The organism is Vibrio japonicus, assembly GCF_024582835.1.
In the GTDB taxonomy this organism is placed as follows: domain Bacteria; phylum Pseudomonadota; class Gammaproteobacteria; order Enterobacterales; family Vibrionaceae; genus Vibrio; species Vibrio japonicus.
In genome coordinates, this window is the sequence record NZ_CP102096.1 from 830,726 (window position 1) to 848,689 (window position 17,964).

17 protein-coding genes and 1 tRNA gene are annotated in these 17,964 nt (G+C 45.2%); 9 read left to right on the forward strand and 9 right to left on the reverse strand.

Features of this window, described 5'->3' with window-relative positions; translation table 11 throughout:
• Positions 1-155: 155 nt before the first annotated feature.
• Positions 156-914 (forward strand): uridine phosphorylase, encoded by a 759-nt coding sequence (gene udp / locus NP165_RS04085; protein ID WP_257085047.1) that lies wholly within the window; start codon positions 156-158, stop codon positions 912-914.
• 101 nt (positions 915-1,015) lie between these two features.
• Here udp and NP165_RS04090 read toward each other — a convergent pair whose 3' ends face one another.
• Positions 1,016-1,828, reverse strand: coding sequence for a hypothetical protein (locus NP165_RS04090; RefSeq protein WP_257085048.1), 813 nt, complete (start codon positions 1,826-1,828; stop codon positions 1,016-1,018).
• A 203-nt stretch (positions 1,829-2,031) separates the two neighbouring features.
• Positions 2,032-4,107, reverse strand: coding sequence for a methionine--tRNA ligase (metG, locus tag NP165_RS04095; protein WP_257085049.1), 2,076 nt, complete (start codon positions 4,105-4,107; stop codon positions 2,032-2,034).
• A 159-nt stretch (positions 4,108-4,266) separates the two neighbouring features.
• Here metG and apbC point away from each other — a divergent pair, with 159 nt between their 5' ends.
• The 3 genes from apbC (at position 4,267) to NP165_RS04110 (ending at position 8,584) form a co-directional block, all read left to right on the forward strand.
• Complete coding sequence (apbC, locus tag NP165_RS04100) at positions 4,267-5,340, forward strand: iron-sulfur cluster carrier protein ApbC (RefSeq protein ID WP_257085050.1); 1,074 nt, start codon at positions 4,267-4,269, stop codon at positions 5,338-5,340.
• A 311-nt stretch (positions 5,341-5,651) separates the two neighbouring features.
• Positions 5,652-6,293, forward strand: coding sequence for a uridine kinase (gene udk / locus NP165_RS04105; RefSeq protein WP_257085051.1), 642 nt, complete (start codon positions 5,652-5,654; stop codon positions 6,291-6,293).
• A gap of 152 nt (positions 6,294-6,445) precedes the next feature.
• Entirely contained in the window at positions 6,446-8,584 is a 2,139-nt protein-coding gene (locus tag NP165_RS04110; RefSeq protein ID WP_257085052.1) for an AsmA family protein, read from the forward strand.
• A 69-nt stretch (positions 8,585-8,653) separates the two neighbouring features.
• On the opposite strand, the gene cobO is transcribed toward NP165_RS04110, so the two are convergent.
• Complete coding sequence (gene cobO / locus NP165_RS04115; protein WP_257085053.1) at positions 8,654-9,259, reverse strand: cob(I)yrinic acid a,c-diamide adenosyltransferase; 606 nt, start codon at positions 9,257-9,259, stop codon at positions 8,654-8,656.
• 85 nt (positions 9,260-9,344) lie between these two features.
• Here cobO and NP165_RS04120 point away from each other — a divergent pair, with 85 nt between their 5' ends.
• On the forward strand, positions 9,345-9,794 hold the full coding sequence (locus tag NP165_RS04120) for a low molecular weight protein-tyrosine-phosphatase (RefSeq protein WP_257085054.1): 450 nt from the start codon (positions 9,345-9,347) through the stop codon (positions 9,792-9,794).
• Positions 9,795-9,801: 7 nt separating this feature from the next.
• Here the strand turns inward: NP165_RS04120 and NP165_RS04125 are convergent, their stop codons facing one another.
• The 3 genes from NP165_RS04125 to sodB all read right to left on the reverse strand — a co-directional run bounded on the left by NP165_RS04125 (position 9,802) and on the right by sodB (position 11,895).
• Complete coding sequence (locus tag NP165_RS04125) at positions 9,802-10,464, reverse strand: SDR family oxidoreductase (RefSeq protein WP_257085055.1); 663 nt, start codon at positions 10,462-10,464, stop codon at positions 9,802-9,804.
• A gap of 209 nt (positions 10,465-10,673) precedes the next feature.
• Positions 10,674-11,177 carry a VC2046/SO_2500 family protein gene (locus NP165_RS04130; protein WP_257085056.1) on the reverse strand — a complete coding sequence of 168 codons (504 nt, stop codon included), beginning with the start codon at positions 11,175-11,177 and terminating at the stop codon, positions 10,674-10,676.
• 133 nt (positions 11,178-11,310) lie between these two features.
• Positions 11,311-11,895, reverse strand: a complete 585-nt coding sequence (gene sodB / locus NP165_RS04135; protein ID WP_257085058.1) for a superoxide dismutase [Fe] — start codon at positions 11,893-11,895, stop codon at positions 11,311-11,313.
• A 272-nt stretch (positions 11,896-12,167) separates the two neighbouring features.
• Between sodB and NP165_RS04140 the strand changes: the two genes are divergently transcribed.
• A complete protein-coding gene (locus NP165_RS04140; RefSeq protein ID WP_257085059.1) occupies positions 12,168-12,503 on the forward strand; it encodes a Grx4 family monothiol glutaredoxin in 336 nt (111 codons plus the stop codon).
• Positions 12,504-12,602: 99 nt separating this feature from the next.
• On the forward strand, positions 12,603-14,564 hold the full coding sequence (locus tag NP165_RS04145; protein WP_257085060.1) for a DNA topoisomerase III: 1,962 nt from the start codon (positions 12,603-12,605) through the stop codon (positions 14,562-14,564).
• Positions 14,565-14,629: 65 nt separating this feature from the next.
• Here NP165_RS04145 and NP165_RS04150 read toward each other — a convergent pair whose 3' ends face one another.
• Complete coding sequence (locus tag NP165_RS04150; protein WP_257085061.1) at positions 14,630-14,836, reverse strand: hypothetical protein; 207 nt, start codon at positions 14,834-14,836, stop codon at positions 14,630-14,632.
• A gap of 159 nt (positions 14,837-14,995) precedes the next feature.
• Here NP165_RS04150 and NP165_RS04155 point away from each other — a divergent pair, with 159 nt between their 5' ends.
• Both NP165_RS04155 and NP165_RS04160 read left to right on the forward strand, forming a co-directional pair.
• Positions 14,996-15,919 (forward strand): histone deacetylase family protein, encoded by a 924-nt coding sequence (locus tag NP165_RS04155; RefSeq protein WP_257085062.1) that lies wholly within the window; start codon positions 14,996-14,998, stop codon positions 15,917-15,919.
• 10 nt (positions 15,920-15,929) lie between these two features.
• A complete protein-coding gene (locus NP165_RS04160) occupies positions 15,930-16,415 on the forward strand; it encodes an NUDIX domain-containing protein (protein WP_257085535.1) in 486 nt (161 codons plus the stop codon).
• A gap of 12 nt (positions 16,416-16,427) precedes the next feature.
• Here NP165_RS04160 and NP165_RS04165 read toward each other — a convergent pair whose 3' ends face one another.
• Together NP165_RS04165 and NP165_RS04170 are read right to left on the reverse strand one after the other, a co-directional pair.
• A complete protein-coding gene (locus tag NP165_RS04165; protein WP_257085063.1) occupies positions 16,428-17,573 on the reverse strand; it encodes an amidohydrolase in 1,146 nt (381 codons plus the stop codon).
• 173 nt (positions 17,574-17,746) lie between these two features.
• Positions 17,747-17,837: transfer RNA gene (locus NP165_RS04170), tRNA-Ser, on the reverse strand.
• Positions 17,838-17,964 lie beyond the last annotated feature (127 nt).

The following is a 17,964-nucleotide window of genomic DNA, read 5'->3' on the forward strand; positions in this document are numbered from 1 at the left end:
TGTAGATCTATTTTGTTTGTAATTTGTGATTTGTTTGCGTCATTAATTGTGATTCTAATCTCTAAATTTACGTCAGAACTCGTATAAAGTACGTTCTGTACCCAATGAATATAGAGCAAGCGAATGTACGACTTGCCTACAATAAGGAGCTCCCTATGTCTCAAGCTGTTTTCCACCTAGGTGTTACCGAAGCGGATCTTGCTGGTGCTACTCTAGCCATTATTCCAGGTGACCCAGCTCGCGTACAAAAAATCGCAGAACAAATGGAAAATCCAGTATTCTTAGCAAGCCAGCGTGAATACACGCTTTACCGTGCAGAGCTAGACGGCAAACCTGTTGTAGTATGTTCAACGGGCATCGGTGGTCCTTCGACGTCTATCGCGGTAGAAGAACTTGCACAACTTGGTGTTCGCACTTTCCTACGTGTTGGTACTACTGGTGCGATTCAGCCACACGTAAATGTGGGCGATATGATTGTGACAACGGGGTCTGTTCGCCTTGATGGTGCGAGCCTACACTTTGCGCCAATGGAATTCCCAGCGGTGGCTGATTTTGAAGTAGCGACAGCAATGAAAGCGGCAGTAGAAGAGTCAGGGGCAACGGTACACATGGGTGTGACGGCTTCGAGTGATACTTTCTACCCAGGTCAGGAGCGTTACGATACCTTCACTGGTCGCGTAGTAAAACGTTTCCAAGGCTCTATGAAAGAGTGGCAAGACATGGGTGTACTGAACTTTGAAATGGAATCTGCAACGTTGCTAACGATGTGTGCAAGTTCTGGCCTAAAAGCGGGCTGTGTAGCGGGCGTGATCATCAACCGCACGCAAAAAGAGATCCCTGATCACTCAACGCTAAAAGAGACAGAAGCACGTTCTATTAAAGTGGTTGTCGAAGCCGCTCGTAAAATGCTGTAACTATTGGGCTTTTAAAGAACTGAACTTTTAAAAAACAGCCACCTTGAATCGGTGGCTGTTTTTGTTGGTGCTATCCAAATTTAGATCAGTTGAACACCACTCTAGTTCAATACCAATCTAGGTAGTGGCTCGTACAAGCTTTCCGTCATATCAGACAACATTTGGTCGTAGACTTGCGAAATGATCAGAGAAATTTCTGTAGTCAGCTGGTAAAGGTCATCTATATTCCAGGCTAGATCGTCACGTGTGCTTATTTCAGTCAGCATATGCATTGATTTTGCACTCGCAGGTGATGCTAATGCGAGCGGACTGATGATTGAAAGGTGGTTGAGCTTACGTAACATCTTGTCGCAGTAGTATTTTACTCGTAGCATCCCTTCAGGGTAGTGGCAGTTTTGAATGGATATCCGTAGCTGAGTCAGCGTCTCCATACTATCTAAGACTTGCTGCCAGTTAACATGGTACTCCTCGCTTAAATCTTCTCTTCCTTCTTCAACTAGCCAAGCGATGGCAACCTCATCCATCAAAAACAAGCAGTGCCGTATGGTTTTACCATGGATGACCTGATTTCTAGCGACTGAATGACTCTCCCAGTTTTTGCCCAAAGATTTGAGCTTAAGTTGAAGAATTCGATACATGGGCTTGTTTTCGAATTTGGCTATTGAGATTAGCTCGTTTGATCTTCTCATCATCAGATCGTTAATCTCACTCAGCTTAGGTGACACATCGTATGTGTTGGTTTTAGTCAGAGCTTGGTGTGTCACCGCTCGATGCTGTCGACTGAGAAGTAATAGCTGACGAAGCAGTACAATGATTTCATACTTACGCTTAAGAGAAGTTTGGTGGTGCTTAGATATATGAAAAAGTATGGCCAATATGGCGATTGAGATGCCAATAGAAATAAACACGAACATAACCAACTCCTTGTTATTGAATCGCTACAGGAGTAGAGCAGCTTTAATGCCATCTCTTTATGTCTTACTAATCATGCATTTACATATTTGTTGAGTTTGGTTGTGATCACGATTGGTGCAACAAAGCACTATAATAGTGAGTGAATAGATAAAAAAATCCCCGCCACAGGGCAGGGATCTAGAGTTATATTTTGGTTCGCGAATTACATTACGCGCATACCTGGCTGAGCACCTTCGTGTGGCTCAAGAATCCATAGCTCGCTGCCACCAGGGCCTGCTGCTAGGATCATGCCTTCAGACATACCAAATTTCATCTTACGAGGTTTCAGGTTTGCTACCATAACCGTTAGCTTGCCTTCTAGCTCTTCAGGTTTGTACGCTGACTTAATACCAGAGAACACCTGACGAGTTTCACCACCGATATCCAATTGGAACTTAAGCAGTTTGTCGGCCTTTGGCACTTCTTCACAAGAGATGATGCGAGCGATACGCATATCCACTGCAGCAAAAGCATCAAACTCAATCTCATCTGCGATTGGATCTTTGTCTAGCTCAGTTTGGCTAGCTTTGTTCTTTTCTGCTTCCGCTTTTTCTTTCGCTGCCATTTCAGCGGCTGCGTCTTCTTTTGATGCTTCGATCATCGCTTCGATGTTCTTAGGATCAATGCGGTTGAATAGCGCTTTGAACTTAGTGATCTCGTGACCGGTTAGCGGCGCAGCAATATTTTCCCAAGTCAGTTCTTCGTTTAGGAACGCTTCAGTACGCGCAGCAAGTGCTGGCATTACTGGTTTTAGGTAAGTCATCAGAACGCGGAACAGGTTGATGCCTACAGAACAGATTTCTTGCAGTTCCTGATCTTTGCCTTCTTCTTTCGCCACAACCCAAGGCGCTTTTTCGTCAACGTATTGGTTTGCTTTGTCCGCTAGTGCCGTGATTTCACGGATAGCACGGCCAAACTCACGCGTTTCGTAAAGCTCAGCAATACGGTCAGCCGCTGCAACGAATTCGTTGTACAGCTCAGGCTCTGCAAAGTTGTCAGACAGTTTGCCTTCAAAACGTTTCGCGATGAAGCCCGCGTTACGAGAAGCTAGGTTAACGATCTTGTTTACAACATCCGCGTTTACGCGCTGAGTGAAGTCTTCAAGGTTAAGGTCTAGGTCATCGATGCGGCTGTTTAGCTTCGCTGCGTAGTAGTAACGTAGACATTCTGGGTCTAGATGCTCTAGGTAAGTGCTCGCTTTCACGAATGTACCTTTAGACTTAGACATTTTCGCGCCGTTCACTGTTACATAACCGTGTACGAATACGTTGTTAGGCTTGCGGAAACCAGAACCTTCTAGCATTGCAGGCCAGAATAGGCTGTGGAAGTAAACGATGTCTTTACCGATGAAGTGATAAAGTTCAGTTTTGCTGTCTTTATTCCAGTATTCGTCGAAGTCTAGATCGTCGCGTTTGTTACATAGGTTTTTGAATGAACCCATGTAGCCGATAGGTGCGTCTAGCCATACGTAGAAGAACTTGTCTTTTTCGCCTGGGATCTCGAAGCCAAAGTATGGCGCATCACGTGAGATATCCCATTGTTGCAAGCCAGATTCGAACCACTCTTGCATCTTGTTCGCGGTTTCAGATTGCAGAGAACCAGAGCGAGTCCACTCTTTTAGCATGCTTTCAAATTGAGGCAGATCGAAGAAGAAATGCTCAGAATCTTTCATGACTGGCGTCGCGCCAGAAACTGCCGATTTTGGATTGATCAGTTCTGTCGGGCTATAAGTTTCACCACAGTTATCGCAGTTGTCACCGTACTGGTCTTCAGACTTACACTTAGGGCATGTGCCTTTTACGAAACGATCCGGTAGGAACATCTCTTTTTCAGGGTCGAACAGCTGAGAAATCGTGCGGCTAGAGATAAAGCCGTTTTTCTTCAGCTCAAGGTAGATGTGTGAAGCCAGCTCGCGGTTCTCTTCAGAGTGCGTGCTGTGGTAGTTGTCAAAGCTGATATCAAAGCCAGCAAAGTCTTTTTGGTGCTCTTCGCTAACTGCGGCAATCATCTCTTCTGGAGTCATACCCATCTGTTGCGCTTTAAGCATGATTGGCGTGCCGTGAGCATCGTCAGCACAGATGAAGTTTACAGTGTTGCCGCGTAGGCGTTGGTAACGAACCCAAATGTCCGCTTGGATATGCTCAAGCATATGACCAAGGTGGATCGAACCGTTAGCGTACGGAAGGGCACAAGTTACCAGCATTTTCCTTGAAGGAAAGTTTCTTGGATCGTTTGCCATACTTAATATTCGCTTTGTTGATAGGTATAAAAAATTTGATGGATAATACTACCCCATGCGCTGACTAACTCCAAGGTGTCAAAGGTGTGAATACCTTAGTTTTTTCAGGGTTCAGTACAGACCTTGCTAGTGGTAGCATAGTGCGTAAAAGGAGGGCCTATGCGTCAGTTCACTTCAAAACAAGATTTTTGTGATTGGTTAAATCAGTTTCAACACCCATGTCTTACCGAAGAATGGGCGTCACAGCCGAATGTCGTTAGCGTTGAAACTCAAGGGTTTGCTATCGCCATTCCGTTTGCAGCAAATTCGTTGGTGGATGAGCTATCTAACTGGATTGCTAATGAGCAGCAAGTGGGCTCAACACCAGCGTTTGAATATGACATCCAGGTAAAGCCTAAATCACTGGAAACACACGTTGCGGCAGAAGTGAAAGGGGTGAAAAACATCATCGCCGTGACTTCTGCGAAAGGCGGGGTAGGGAAATCAACCACGTCTGTTAACTTGGCTCTAGCGATGGCTCAATCGGGAGCGAAAGTGGGTTTGCTGGATGCCGATATCTACGGCCCTTCTGTGCCTATGATGATGGGTGAAATGAACGCCAGTCCAAAGGTGCGTGATAATAAATGGATGCAGCCGATCGCGGCGCACGGCATTTTCACTCAGTCAATCGGTTACTTAGTGTCAAAAGACGAAGCCGCAATTTGGCGTGGTCCAATGGCTGCCAAAGCGCTGGCTCAATTGTTAAACGAGACGGAATGGCCAGAACTCGATTACTTGATCATTGATATGCCGCCGGGTACGGGTGACATCCAGTTATCACTCGCGCAGCAAGTGCCCGTTACGGGAGCCGTGATTGTCACCACACCACAAGATTTGGCTTTGGCTGATGCGCGTAAAGGTACGGCGATGTTTGACAAAGTACATGTGCCTGTCGTGGGCTTAGTCGAAAACATGAGCTACCACATTTGCAGTCATTGTGGCGAGAAAGAGCACATCTTCGGTGAGGGTGGTGCGCAGAGAATGTCGCAGGAATATGGGCTTGATCTGTTGGCACAAATTCCTCTGCATATCTCAATGCGTGAAGACATTGATAACGGCAAGCCAACCGTGGTTTCACGTCCTGAGTCAGAACACGCTCAGCAATATAGACAACTTGCTCAATCGGTCTGCGCGCGCATGTACTGGAAAGGTAAAGAAAAACCTGACTCGATCATGTTTACTATGGTTGAGTAATGCGTCGATTGTGATGTGTTGCATATAGTATACGCCGCTCCAATGCGTGAATAGCTCGCAAATGGAGCGGCAAATTAAGTGCATATTTGAGCGCTTACTAGCCAATAAAATGGCTTTTTATTATTTGTAATCGTTTGCGCTGAATGCTGTTATTCCAATTCGGTTATTAACCTCAATACTCGCTGGAATCTCCCCCCCGAAGTCCCTATAATCAGGCGGTTTACCTATTTTTAACTAATACTAATATGCAGTTGATGGTGTATATTAGTAATAGCTTAAGACACCAATTCAATTCATCGGGTGCAAGAATAATGTCTGATAATAATCAATGTGTAATCGTCGGTATCGCTGGCGCGTCTGCTTCAGGAAAAAGTTTAATCGCTAGTACTATCTACAACGAACTACGCGAGAAAGTGGGCGATCATCAAATTGGTGTAATTAAGGAAGATTCCTACTATAACGATCAAAGCCACTTGAGCATGGAAGAGCGTGTAAAAACGAACTACGATCACCCGAGCGCGATGGACCATGAGCTGCTTTGTGAGCACTTAGAAAAGCTGACTTTAGGTGAAGCAGTTGAAGTGCCTGAGTACAGTTACTCTGAGCACACTCGTACTGATGTAACGACAACTCTTACGCCAAAAAAAGTGATCATCCTTGAAGGCATACTTCTACTTACCGATCCTCGCCTGCGCGACCTAATGCACGCAACGGTATTTATGGATACACCGCTAGACATCTGTTTACTGCGCAGAATTAAGCGTGACGTTGAAGAACGTGGCCGTACTATGGAATCGGTACTAAAACAATATCAACAAACTGTTCGCCCTATGTTTATGCAGTTTATTGAGCCTTCAAAGCAGTATGCGGACATTATCGTTCCTCGTGGCGGGAAAAACCGAATCGCGATTGATGTGTTGAAAGCGCATATTGCAAAGCTTTTGAAAGCTTAGTCATTTATTCGCGTCGAACGCTTTATTTTTGGAATTAGAAGTGGCACTTTATGTGCCACTTTGTTTATATGACCATAACGTATAATCCAAAGGTCATTTGTACTTGGAGTAGATGCCTCCAAAAAGTCACTTATCAGGCAAGGATACTGCTGATGAAGAAACTGTTCCTATTTATTGCAATTCCCATTGTTGCTGTTGTCGGTGCTTTAGCTGCACTGGTATTACTGGTGAACCCTAACCAGTTCAAACCTATGATTGTTGAACAAGCCAAAACTCATACTGGCTTGGACTTGGTGATTGAAGGGGATATCGGATGGCAATTTTTCCCATCCATTGGTTTTGAAATTGGTAAAACCGAACTTCGTAATCCAGAAGGCTTTAGTAAGCCGAACATGTTGAAAGTCGACAGCATCGTTGTTGACGTATCAGTCGCGCCTCTGTTTAGTAAACAGCTAGAAGTCGGGAACATTGTGCTTGATGGCGCAGAGTTTTCGCTAGAGACACTAAAAGATGGGCGCAAGAATATTGATGCGTTAACCCAGGCTCAAACTGAGCAAGCGAAATCTGATGCGACTGAGCAGGCAGAGACATCTCCTCAAGAGACTTCGCCAAGCTCTCCTAGAGAGTCTGAGTGGGCGATCAGCCTTGCAGGTGTATCTATCTCGAACAGTGCGGTTGAAGTTCAAGATAAGCAGACAGGTTCATTTACCAAGCTATACGATGTGTCTTTGAATTTGTCAGAGTTTGCATTTGATAGCTGGACGAAAGCCGAATTTGCCGCGAAAGGTGAGAACAACAATCAGAAGTTTTCTAGCAAAGGTGATGTAGAGTTTCGTCTAGCAAAAGGCATGGCAGAGTATGCGCTGCGCAACATCAATGTTGAAAGTAGCTTTAGTGATCCAGCAACGAATATGGATCGCATTGCGCTGTCGCTTGCAACCTTTGAGTTTGATAAAGCAAACGCGCTGACTTATGAACTAAAAGGTCGTGCAGCAGATCTAGACATCGATATGAAAGGTGCGGGTTCTCTGACAGTCGATAAAGCGATTACGAATGTTGTCCTCGATAAGCTGACATTAGATGGCACGCTTAAAGGAAGCTCGCTTCCTCAGTCGCCAATGAAGCTAAATATGGCATCGAATATTCGCTTTGATTTAGAGAAGAGTCACCTGAGCGTTATCCTGAACAAGTTGACAGCGAATGCGTTGGCATTTGATGGTAAGGCCAATGTGACCTTAGGTGATATCCCTAAAGTAGGTTTTACATTACATAGTCCAAATATTGATTTGGATGAGTTCTTAGGCTTACAGCAAGCCAGTGAAAGCGCCAAAACGACAGGCACCGAAGGTGGTGGTACTGGCAGTAATGGTGGGGCTTCCAAGCCAAGTACTAGTCAAGAAGTAGAGCCAGATCTATCAGCACTGAAATCACTTGATGTGAAAGGTGACATTGCGATTGATAAGTTTAAAGCAAACAATGCCAAATTGCAGAACGTCAAAGCGAGCTTTAGTGTCAATCGCGGTATCGTTGAGCTGAAGTCCTTCACTTCGAATTTGTATCAGGGCTCTATCAGCGCATCAGGTAAGCTTGACGCACGTAAAACGCCAGCGACGTATTCCGTTGTTAAACACATCAAAGGGGTAGCGGTTCAGCCGTTGTTGATTGATGTGGCAGACAATAACAAACTGGAAGGTACGGGCAACATTGATGTCAATGTTTCGGGTAGCAGCCTAAAACCAAGTGCGATTCAGAAGAACCTGAAAGGTAACGTCTCTATTAACTTTGCAGACGGTGCAGTGAATGGTGTGAACGTCGCTCAACTTATCCGCGAAAATTATGCCAAGTTTAAAGGCAAGTCCTTTGATGACAAAGAAGGCGTTCAGAAAACGGATTTCAGTGCGTTAAAGGCGACTCTGAATTTAAACCAGGGTAATGTATCGACCAGCGATATGAACTTGCAATCGCCATTATTGCGCCTGCGTGGTAAGGGTAAAGCGAATTACATTAATCAGACAGTCGACTTTACGGTTAGTACCTCTGTGGTTGGATCTTTGGAAGGCCAAGGCGGTAAAGACATTGATGAACTGCGAGATGTGACTATTCCGATCAACGTGTCAGGCCGTTGGGATGACCCGAAATTCAAGCTTGTTTTTGATGATGTTCTGAAGCAGAAAGCGCAAAAAGAGCTGGATCGAGGTCTGGAAAAACTGGATGAAAAACTTGGTGAAAAGATTAAAGACGAAAAAACCAAGGAAGCCGTTAATAACCTGATTAAAGGCTTGTTCAACTAACCCAGTGTTATCAAAAAAGCGGTGCATCAATGATGCGCCGCTTTTTTCGTTCTATACAAGCAATCAGGATTACCAGTCGACCCCTTTCAGAGCTTTAACTCCTGACTCAAAAGCGTGCTTAACATTCTTCACTTCTGAAACGGTATCGGCCATTTCAATTAAAGTGCGGTGCGCACCGCGACCAGTGATAATCACAGACTGCATTTTGGGGCGGTTATTCAGTGCTTCGACAACTTCGTCTAAGTCGATGTAACCGTAGCTCACCATGTATGTGAGTTCATCAAACAGCACGACATCAATCGAGTCATCTTGCAGCATGCGCTTGCACTCTTGCCACACGATTTGAGCGGCTTCTGTATCCGCGGTTTTGTTCTGAGTTTCCCAGGTAAAACCTGTGGCCATCACCTGAAAGTCTACCCCTAGCTTTTCAAGGAGGTTGCGCTCGCCGTTATCCCATGTACCTTTAATAAATTGGGCTACCGAGCACTTTAGACCATGTCCCACAGCTCGAGCGATCGTCCCGAAACCTGATGTGGATTTACCTTTACCATTACCAGTGATGATTAATAGCAGTCCTTTCTCTTCCTGTGCAGCGGCTATTTTTGCATCAACTTGTTCTTTTACCTTTTGTTGGCGGGCTTTGTGACGGGCTTCTTTGTTGTCTTCAGTAGACATGGCAAATCCTTGTGAGTTTAGTGAAATTGAGCCTATGATAGCTCATACTACAGAATGCAAAAACCATCGAATAGAAAGGGAAATTATGACAAAGATATTGGTCGTTTGTATGGGTAACATTTGTCGTTCGCCTACAGGGGAGGCGGTGTTAAGGAAAAAAGCACTGCAACTTGGTGTGGATGTGAATGTGGACTCGGCAGGGACCATTGGTTGTCATAAAGGGAGTAAGCCGGATCCTCGGGCGGTATCAGCAGGTGAAAAACGCGGGTATTCATTTAAAGGTATTCGAGCGCGGCAGGTGACTAACTCAGACTTCGAGAAATTTGACTTTATCTTAGCGGCTGATGAACACAACTTGAGAGATTTACAGGAGCAATGTCCTCAGGAGCATTTGCATAAGATTCAGTTGTTTTTGAGCCACTCGGATGAAGGGTTCGACGAAATACCTGATCCGTATTACGGAGGCGATAGAGGCTTTGAGCTTGTTCTAGATCTTATCGAAGATGCGAGTGAAAACTTGCTGAAAAAGCTGTAAAAGATAGCTAAGCCGCCATCACCCTACCACTAAAATAGTCATTTGCCACAATATACTCTGTATTTCGGATTAGTTCGTCACGAATTTTAGACCAATGAGTAGAGTGGTGTTCGAGATTAGGTACCACGCCACCGACACGGATATTGAATGGTGTGAGCTGTTTTGCCCAACTTTGTGTAAAGCCAGTAACCATGGAAGCCGCATTATCTAATCCTGATATGTCTTGATAGTTGTTGTGAGAAATGACATTCACAATGACACCATGTTTCTTTTCTTGGCGCATTCGTTCAGCGGTGGCTTGGCCGTAGGTAAACAACTTAGCCGCAATGAGGGCAAGATTCTGAGTAAAAGCATCGCTGGCAGCATGGTCAAAAATGTTCGGCATGGCTTCTACTGTGAGCGCATTAATCAATACGTCTGGCGAACGATGGATCTGTTGGTCAATAAAAGCGAACAGCGCGCTAATCGACTCAAGTGAATGATCCAATATCGGGAACTGGTATACATCTGAAGAAATTTCACGGCACAGCTTAAATGTATCTGTGAGCTGGTGAGATTCTTTGTCACACAGGACTACCGTTGCCCCTAATGACACGAAATGGCATGCTAGTGTACTTCCTAGCTGAGAGCCAGCAGATGTGACTAATACCACTGAGTTAGTGATGTTCATTGGTTATCCCCTAAGACCAATCATTGCTCTTTTGCTTCACAATGATGGTAGAACTTCGGCGATATATATGTGAATAAGGTCAAACTTAATCAAGACGTAATAATGATAAAGTTGTTTTTTTGCAGTTATTCACATTAAGTGATTCGATTGCTGAATCGATAGTAAATATAGTCTACACGTTGTGTGAATTAGATTGTGAAATGAAGAAATCAGGCTTGTGCTGATATTTGAAAGCTGCGCTGAGCGGCCACTAATTGGTTGTATAAATCTGCAGGCATCAATGATTTTGGCTCAGCTTCTGTTAACTTTCTGCGTTGGTGCCCAGATAAGTTGTGGTAAACCTCTTCAGGCAGATCATGGGTATCTTCAGGCAAATACGCCAATACTTCCGGTTTCAGGTAATGGCTGAGCTTAGCACTGGCTAAACCAGAGTCATGAAATAGCTTGGCTTGTTGAGCTGATATGTCGTATGAGCTTTGGTCTGAGCGCAGCTGCTGAGGTGGTTGCAGTTCAAATCTTTGGCGTAGCAGTTGGTCGGTTGTGTTTATTTCTTCGACTTTCTCAACGGGTGTATTGTCTCGCACGTCATCCGAAAACATCGACAGGATTAACGCAAAATCGGCGCGACGCCCTTCGTGAACAGCATGGCTAATTCCATTGCCGAACTGAAGCTCGTTAATAATCACTGCTTTGTCTAAAGTATGGACTTGCATATATACCCTCGTTTAATGCTCTTATAGCGACTCAAACGGAGGAAACTTTAGTGGGATTAAAGGCCAAAAAGAAAAAAGCCAGCTAAATGCTGACTTTTTAATCGACTAAATTGAAAACCCTAAGGGGAGGGAATTATTTAGCTAGGTTTTCTGCTACGAATTCCCAGTTAACTAGAGCCCAGAAGCCGTTCATGTAATCTGGACGAACGTTACGGTAATCGATGTAGTACGCGTGTTCCCATAGGTCAACAGTTAGAAGTGGAGTAACACCTTCTTCTGTTAGAGGCGTGCCCGCGTTAGAAGTGTTAACGATGTCTAGAGAACCGTCAGCCTTCTTCACTAGCCAAGTCCATGAAGAACCGAAGTTGTTGATTGCTGCGTCTGTGAATTTCGCTTTGAATTCTTCGAATGAACCGAAAGCAGCGTTGATTGCGTCTGCAACTGCACCTGTTGGTTCACCGCCTGCGTTTGGCGCTAGACAGTGCCAGTAGAACGTGTGGTTCCAGATTTGAGCTGCGTTGTTGAAGATGCCGCCAGTAGAAGTTTTGATGATCTCTTCCAGAGTTTTACCTTCAAACTCAGTACCAGGAATAAGACCGTTTAGCTTAACAACGTAAGTGTTGTGGTGCTTACCGTGGTGGAAATCTAGTGTTTCTGCTGAGATGTGTGGTTCTAGTGCGTCTTTCGCGTAAGGAAGAGCTGGTAGTTCAAATGCCATTGCTCGATTCTCCATTAAATAAGAAAGAGTTAGACTCTTTCGATTGCTTCCAGTGTTATTTATTAGCATGGCCTGCTTGATAGCCAACCATGGTCATACTGCTGACTTGAGCTATAGTTTAGCAAGTTTTTACTTTATTAAAAGATTAGAACCCCAATTTCTATATGAAATTTACTTGCCGAACAAAACCACATACATTATAGGCTTTTTATTCTCCACCAATGGTTTAGAATATCCAGATAATTTGCAGTAACTCCATTAAAGAGGAAGCAATGGAAACTATCGACAAAATCAAACAGCAAATCGAAGAGAACTCGATCCTTCTTTACATGAAAGGCTCACCAAAGCTACCTAGCTGTGGTTTCTCTTCTCAAGCTTCTCAAGCACTTATGGCTTGTGGCGAAAAATTCGCATACGTAGACATTCTACAAAACCCAGATATTCGCGCAGAGCTTCCAGCTTACGCACAGTGGCCAACATTCCCACAGCTTTGGGTTGAAGGCGAACTGATTGGTGGTTGTGACATTATCATCGAGATGTTCCAAAAAGGTGAACTTCAGCCATTAATTAAAGAAGCTGCGGCGCGCGCTGCAAGCAACGAAGAGTAATCTTTGTTAGAAACCACTGTTTAAATTTACAGTTTTTCTTGATTTATAAAGGCCACATTCGATAATGTGGCCTTTATTGTATCTGTCTGAACGTATCTTATGTCCCGTCTGTTTATCGCCGAAAAGCCCAGCCTCGCAAGAGCCATCGCCGCAGCTTTACCCAATCCCCAAAAGAAAGACCAAGGATTTATCCGGTGCGGAAATGGAGATGTGGTGACTTGGTGTATTGGCCACTTGTTAGAGCAGGTTGAGCCAGATGCCTATGATGAGAGATACAAAAGGTGGAATTTGGCGGATTTGCCTATTATTCCCGAACAATGGCAGCTACGGCCGCGAAAATCAGCCAGTAAACAGCTCACCGTAGTACGAAAACTTCTCAAAGAATCCAACCAAATCGTTCATGCTGGAGATCCAGACCGCGAAGGACAACTTCTTGTCGACGAGGTACTCGATTACTGCAAAGTCAGCAAAGCGAAGAAAGAGTCGGCTCAACGCCTGCTAATCAGTGACCTCAACTTACCTGCAGTAAAACGAGCTTTGGGGCAGATGCGCAGCAATCGCGAGTTTATCCCACTTTCAGTTTCTGCACTTGCGCGTTCAAGAGCTGATTGGCTGTACGGTATGAATATGTCGCGTGCTTATACTCTGCTGGGGCAAAAAGCGGGCTATCAGGGCGTGTTGTCGGTCGGTAGAGTGCAAACGCCAGTGCTCGGCTTAGTGGTACGACGCGACGAAGAAATTGAAAACTTCGTGCCTAAAGACTACTTCACTCTACATGCGTTGATCCCGTACCAAGATGGTGCTCAGCAGTTTGATATTCGTGCACGTTGGAAACCGAGCGATGCCTGCGCGCCTTGGCAGGATGAAGAGGGGCGGGTACTAAATCGTAAGCTGGTGGAAAACGTCGCCAACCGAATTGCTAATCAGCCAGCGAAAGTGGTTGAGTCTGAACAAAAGCAAACTAAGCAATCCGCGCCTTTACCTTACTCCTTGTCAGCGTTGCAGATTGATGCTGCCAAGCGTTTTGGTCTGAGTGCTCAGCAGGTATTGGATACTTGTCAGTCTTTGTATGAAAAACACAAGCTGATCACCTACCCACGTTCGGACAGCCGTTACTTGCCTCTGGAGCATTACGCTCAGGCTCAGAGTGTCTGTGACGCCATTGGTAACAATGCCAAAGAGTTGGGGCAGGCCGTGCAGGGCGCGAATTTGTCTCTGAAATCAAAAGCGTGGAATGATAAAAAGGTCGATGCGCACCATGCGATCATCCCGACACCGAAAAAGGCGTCAGTGAATGCGCTTTCCGGAAACGAGATGAAAATCTATCAGCAAATCGCCCGCCAGTACTTAATGCAGTTTTATCCTGCGGCTGTCTATGCGGAAGCCAAGTTAGTGTTTGATATTGCAGGCGGTACGTTTATTGCCAAAGGCAGGCAGCTGGTTTCTGCTGGTTGGAAAGAGCTGATGGGGAAAGTGGACGATGAAGACAGTGGTGTCGATGCCGTTCCACCACTGGCAGAAGGAACGATACTCACTTGCCGCGAAGGTGAGATTAATGATCGTAAAACCGAGCCGCCAAAGCACTTCACCGAAGCAACGTTATTGCAAGCAATGACGGGGATTGCACGTTTTGTGGAAGACAAGGAGCTGAAAAAGATCCTTAAAGAAACAGACGGTTTGGGCACGGAAGCGACTCGGGCAGGCATATTGGATACCTTGTTTAAACGCCAGTTATTGAAGCGCCAAGGAAAAACCATTTTGAGTTCACCTGCGGGGCGAGGTTTGATCCATGCGCTACCGAGTGACTCTACCTACCCAGATATGACGGCGCATTGGGAACACCAGCTACAAGGCATGGCTGAGCGAAATCAAGCCTATCAGCCTTTTATGCAATCGCTGATCACTCGCATTGATGGGTTGATGACTAAGGTTAAGGTAGACCCTGTACCAGAGTCACTGCGTTATTTACCCAAGGTGGAAAAGCCAGCGTTTAAACGTAAAAAGAGAACACAGTCAAAGTCGGGCACGACCAACAAACGCCCATTAAAGCGTTCGAGCTAAATCAGAGCGTCTAGACGAAAAAAGCGGCATCGAAAATGCCGCTTTTTAATCTGTACTAATACAAGTTACTCAAAGAGGTTGTCGTTATCCATAATGGCACTTCGAACATCATCTTGGGTAAGCACACGTTTACTGAGTTGCTGTTTGACTTGTTTACCCAAATCGACCAATGCATCTCGATTCTCTTTCGTTTGACGTTTTCCTGCACTTCTTAAGCAGTAGTTGAGTTCGTGATCTTCGCTGAAATTCACTAAATCTCTATCTGCAGCCATATAGGTTCTCCTTGTGAGGCAATTACCTAATAAGTCTGGTCCGGAAGTGCCAAATTTCAAGTTATGATTGCTGTTAGGTGAGTTATTCTGCTTAGGGGCGTTTTGCATCTAGGAAGCAAGTTGATACCATAGAACGGTCTTTACAGAGAAATTAATCGCATGATTCCACTAATTTATCACTCCATTTATTCTGAGCTAATGCTGCCTAACGGTCACCGCTATCCAATCAACAAATACCGTCTACTCCATGAGCATATTGCCGAAAAATGCAGTACAGACGCGGATTGGCAACGCACTTTTCAATTTGTAGAGCCAAGTGCCGTGACCCTAGATGAAGTGAAACAAACACACTGTGAAGACTATGTTGCAGCATTGGTCGACGGAAGCCTTCCTGCGGCTAAAATGCGTCGAATTGGATTTCCTTGGAGTGAGTTTTTAATTACAAGGACGTTGACGTCATCAGGTGGGACTTGCCATACGGTTGAGCAAGCGATTGAGAAAGGCATCGCGATTCACCTAAGCGGTGGATACCATCACGCACACTATGATTTTGGTAGCGGTTTCTGTTTATTTAATGATTTAGTGTTAGCGGCCAAAAGAGCACTTAGCCACGATGGAATTGATAAGATTCTTATCGTTGATAGCGACGTCCACCATGGCGATGGGACAGCTACCTTATGTGCGGATGAGTCTGATATTGTGACGCTTTCATTCCATTGTGCGAAAAACTTTCCTGCACGTAAACCTGACTCAGATATGGATGTTGCTCTACCGAGAGAAACAACAGATGAAGAGTTTTTAGAGTCGTTTTATTCAGTGGTTGAAATGGCGGTGAATTTACATCAACCGGATATGATCTTATATGATGCAGGTGTGGATATTCATCAGGATGACGAATTGGGGTACTTTAATATCTCCACCGAAGCGATTCTCCAGCGCGATCGCTTCATGTTTGGCTTAGCGCGCCAAAAGGCACTCCCTATCGCATGTGTTGTAGGTGGAGGTTATCGCTCTAAGCACCAAGATCTCGTCCCAATCCATATGCAGTTAATCGAAGCCGCGAAGGAAATTTACGGCGAATAAGGACTCAATGATGGAACACAGAATACGATCAGCAGGGATCTTAATCGAAAATGACGCCATTTTGTTGGTGAGAGTAAGAGATTTCAGCGGCGAGTATTGGATCCCTCCCGGTGGTGGTATGGAGCAGGGGGATACTAGTACGAAAGCATGTTTAAAAAGGGAGTTTCTTGAAGAAACCGGCCTGACAGTGCAAGTTGGTGATTTGCTCTGTGTACGCGAGTTCCTAGAAACAACAAAAGATCGCTATAACGCCGAATTCTTCTATCATGTGACGGCGTATCAAGGCGAAATACATACCAACAACCTCAAGGGCTTGAGCGATGAGGATTATATTCAAAAGGTAGAGTGGGTTGAGCTAACGGCACTGGATGACAAGCGGATCTACCCAGTGGATTTGAAATCTCGACTGCTGCAGCTAATCAAAGAGAAAGATTACTCGACTCACCTAGGCGCGTATGTCCAAGGTGAGTTTGAGGATCAGAATCTTTTAGATTAGTGAATTGATGGTTTATCTATGTAATTCGTTTACTAAGCCAAGAAATACCGAGTTAGCGGTATCTAAGATGGCATCAGGGAAATCATAATCAGGGTTATGAAGTTCAGGGTGTGATTCTCCGCTGCCAATACAAAATAACGCGCCATTCCATTTTGTTAAGAATTCAGCGAAATCTTCTGACCAACGCATCGGCTCTTCAAGTTCATGTATATCTAGGTGGGTATGGCGTGCCACGCTTTTCACTAACTCGACATGTTTGGTGGAATTGACAGCGGCGTTGAATGGCTCTTCCCAAGTGATTTCTACCTCCAAACCATGCTGTAGCGCAAGCTGTTCCACTTTACCTGCTAGCTTAACCTTCATATCACCGAATGCTTGATTACAATCACTGCGCATTGTCGCCATGACTTTTGCCTCACCGGGCGCGATACCAAACGCTTCTTCGCCAAGACTGGCGTGAACAATGGTCACCAAACAGAAAGCATCCCGATAGTTTTCCGGTAAGGTTTGCAGAAAGCCAATGAGGTCTACCATCGCATTGGTTGGGCTCACTCCGTTTTCCGGTCGCGCTGCATGGGAGGTTTTGCCTTTTAAGCCGACCATAGCGCCAACCGATGCACAGGCAAACGTCTGATCTTTGATAATTATCTGACTGAGCTGGTAACCGGGCAGGTTGTGGTAAGCAAACACATTGTCGATAGGGAGTTTGGTAAGGCGTGGGTCGTTAATCATTGCGGATGCGCCAGTGCCAGTTTCTTCAGCAGGTTGAAACAGTAGGATAACTTTTCCATGGGCCGGGGGAGTGATACTCAACTGCTTTGCCACTTTGAGTAATGATGCAGTATGACCGTCGTGACCACAAGCGTGCATAATACCATCGTGCTGAGATACGTGGCCGTGCGTGGCTTTTTCTGTGATTGGCAAGGCGTCAAAATCGGCGCGAAATAAAGTTGTTTGCCCTTGCTTGCCACTGTCGATAACACAAAACAGACCATGCCCGCCAACACCGATTATCGGTTTTAAGCCAAAAGAGGTGAGCTGAGTCGCTATTACCTGCGCGGTGTTCACTTCGTCACCAGATAACTCCGGAAAGCGGTGCAGTTGTTGACGAAAAGCAATGGCGTCAAAAGTTGGCGTGGTGTCTAGTTGTTCGCTCATCGATTATCCCTTCCATTTGTGCAATCCCCATTTTTAGACCTCGAACAGCAGATGTTCAACCGTCTGATAGGAAATCTCTCGGTAGGATCAAAATTAATCTTATTGGCGATGAAGGTAAGTCGTGGGGGATAAACGAAAAAAGCCTGCTGATTTCTCAGCAGGCTTTTCGAATGTGGCGGAGAGATAGGGATTTGAACCCTAGATACGCTATTAACGTATGCCGGTTTTCAAGACCGGTGCTTTCAACCACTCAGCCATCTCTCCGTTGTTGAAGCGCATAATATAGGGGTTCAGAAAACTTGTAAACCCCTAGCATTACTGTTTGCTGGTTTTGTAAGCGTTTGATGTAAAAAATAAGAATGAGTGAATATTTTCACATCAACTCGAAGTG

Bases quoted from the DNA above. Each gene is read 5' to 3' on its own strand.
- udp (WP_257085047.1), top strand. From the start codon at position 156: ATGTCTCAAGCTGTTTTCCACCTAGGTGTTACCGAAGCGGATCTTGCT.
- NP165_RS04090 (WP_257085048.1), bottom strand. From the start codon at position 1,828: ATGTTCGTGTTTATTTCTATTGGCATCTCAATCGCCATATTGGCCATA.
- metG (WP_257085049.1), bottom strand. From the start codon at position 4,107: ATGGCAAACGATCCAAGAAACTTTCCTTCAAGGAAAATGCTGGTAACT.
- apbC (WP_257085050.1), top strand. From the start codon at position 4,267: ATGCGTCAGTTCACTTCAAAACAAGATTTTTGTGATTGGTTAAATCAG.
- udk (WP_257085051.1), top strand. From the start codon at position 5,652: ATGTCTGATAATAATCAATGTGTAATCGTCGGTATCGCTGGCGCGTCT.
- NP165_RS04110 (WP_257085052.1), top strand. From the start codon at position 6,446: ATGAAGAAACTGTTCCTATTTATTGCAATTCCCATTGTTGCTGTTGTC.
- cobO (WP_257085053.1), bottom strand. From the start codon at position 9,259: ATGTCTACTGAAGACAACAAAGAAGCCCGTCACAAAGCCCGCCAACAA.
- NP165_RS04120 (WP_257085054.1), top strand. From the start codon at position 9,345: ATGACAAAGATATTGGTCGTTTGTATGGGTAACATTTGTCGTTCGCCT.
- NP165_RS04125 (WP_257085055.1), bottom strand. From the start codon at position 10,464: ATGAACATCACTAACTCAGTGGTATTAGTCACATCTGCTGGCTCTCAG.
- NP165_RS04130 (WP_257085056.1), bottom strand. From the start codon at position 11,177: ATGCAAGTCCATACTTTAGACAAAGCAGTGATTATTAACGAGCTTCAG.
- sodB (WP_257085058.1), bottom strand. From the start codon at position 11,895: ATGGCATTTGAACTACCAGCTCTTCCTTACGCGAAAGACGCACTAGAA.
- NP165_RS04140 (WP_257085059.1), top strand. From the start codon at position 12,168: ATGGAAACTATCGACAAAATCAAACAGCAAATCGAAGAGAACTCGATC.
- NP165_RS04145 (WP_257085060.1), top strand. From the start codon at position 12,603: ATGTCCCGTCTGTTTATCGCCGAAAAGCCCAGCCTCGCAAGAGCCATC.
- NP165_RS04150 (WP_257085061.1), bottom strand. From the start codon at position 14,836: ATGGCTGCAGATAGAGATTTAGTGAATTTCAGCGAAGATCACGAACTC.
- NP165_RS04155 (WP_257085062.1), top strand. From the start codon at position 14,996: ATGATTCCACTAATTTATCACTCCATTTATTCTGAGCTAATGCTGCCT.
- NP165_RS04160 (WP_257085535.1), top strand. From the start codon at position 15,930: ATGGAACACAGAATACGATCAGCAGGGATCTTAATCGAAAATGACGCC.
- NP165_RS04165 (WP_257085063.1), bottom strand. From the start codon at position 17,573: ATGAGCGAACAACTAGACACCACGCCAACTTTTGACGCCATTGCTTTT.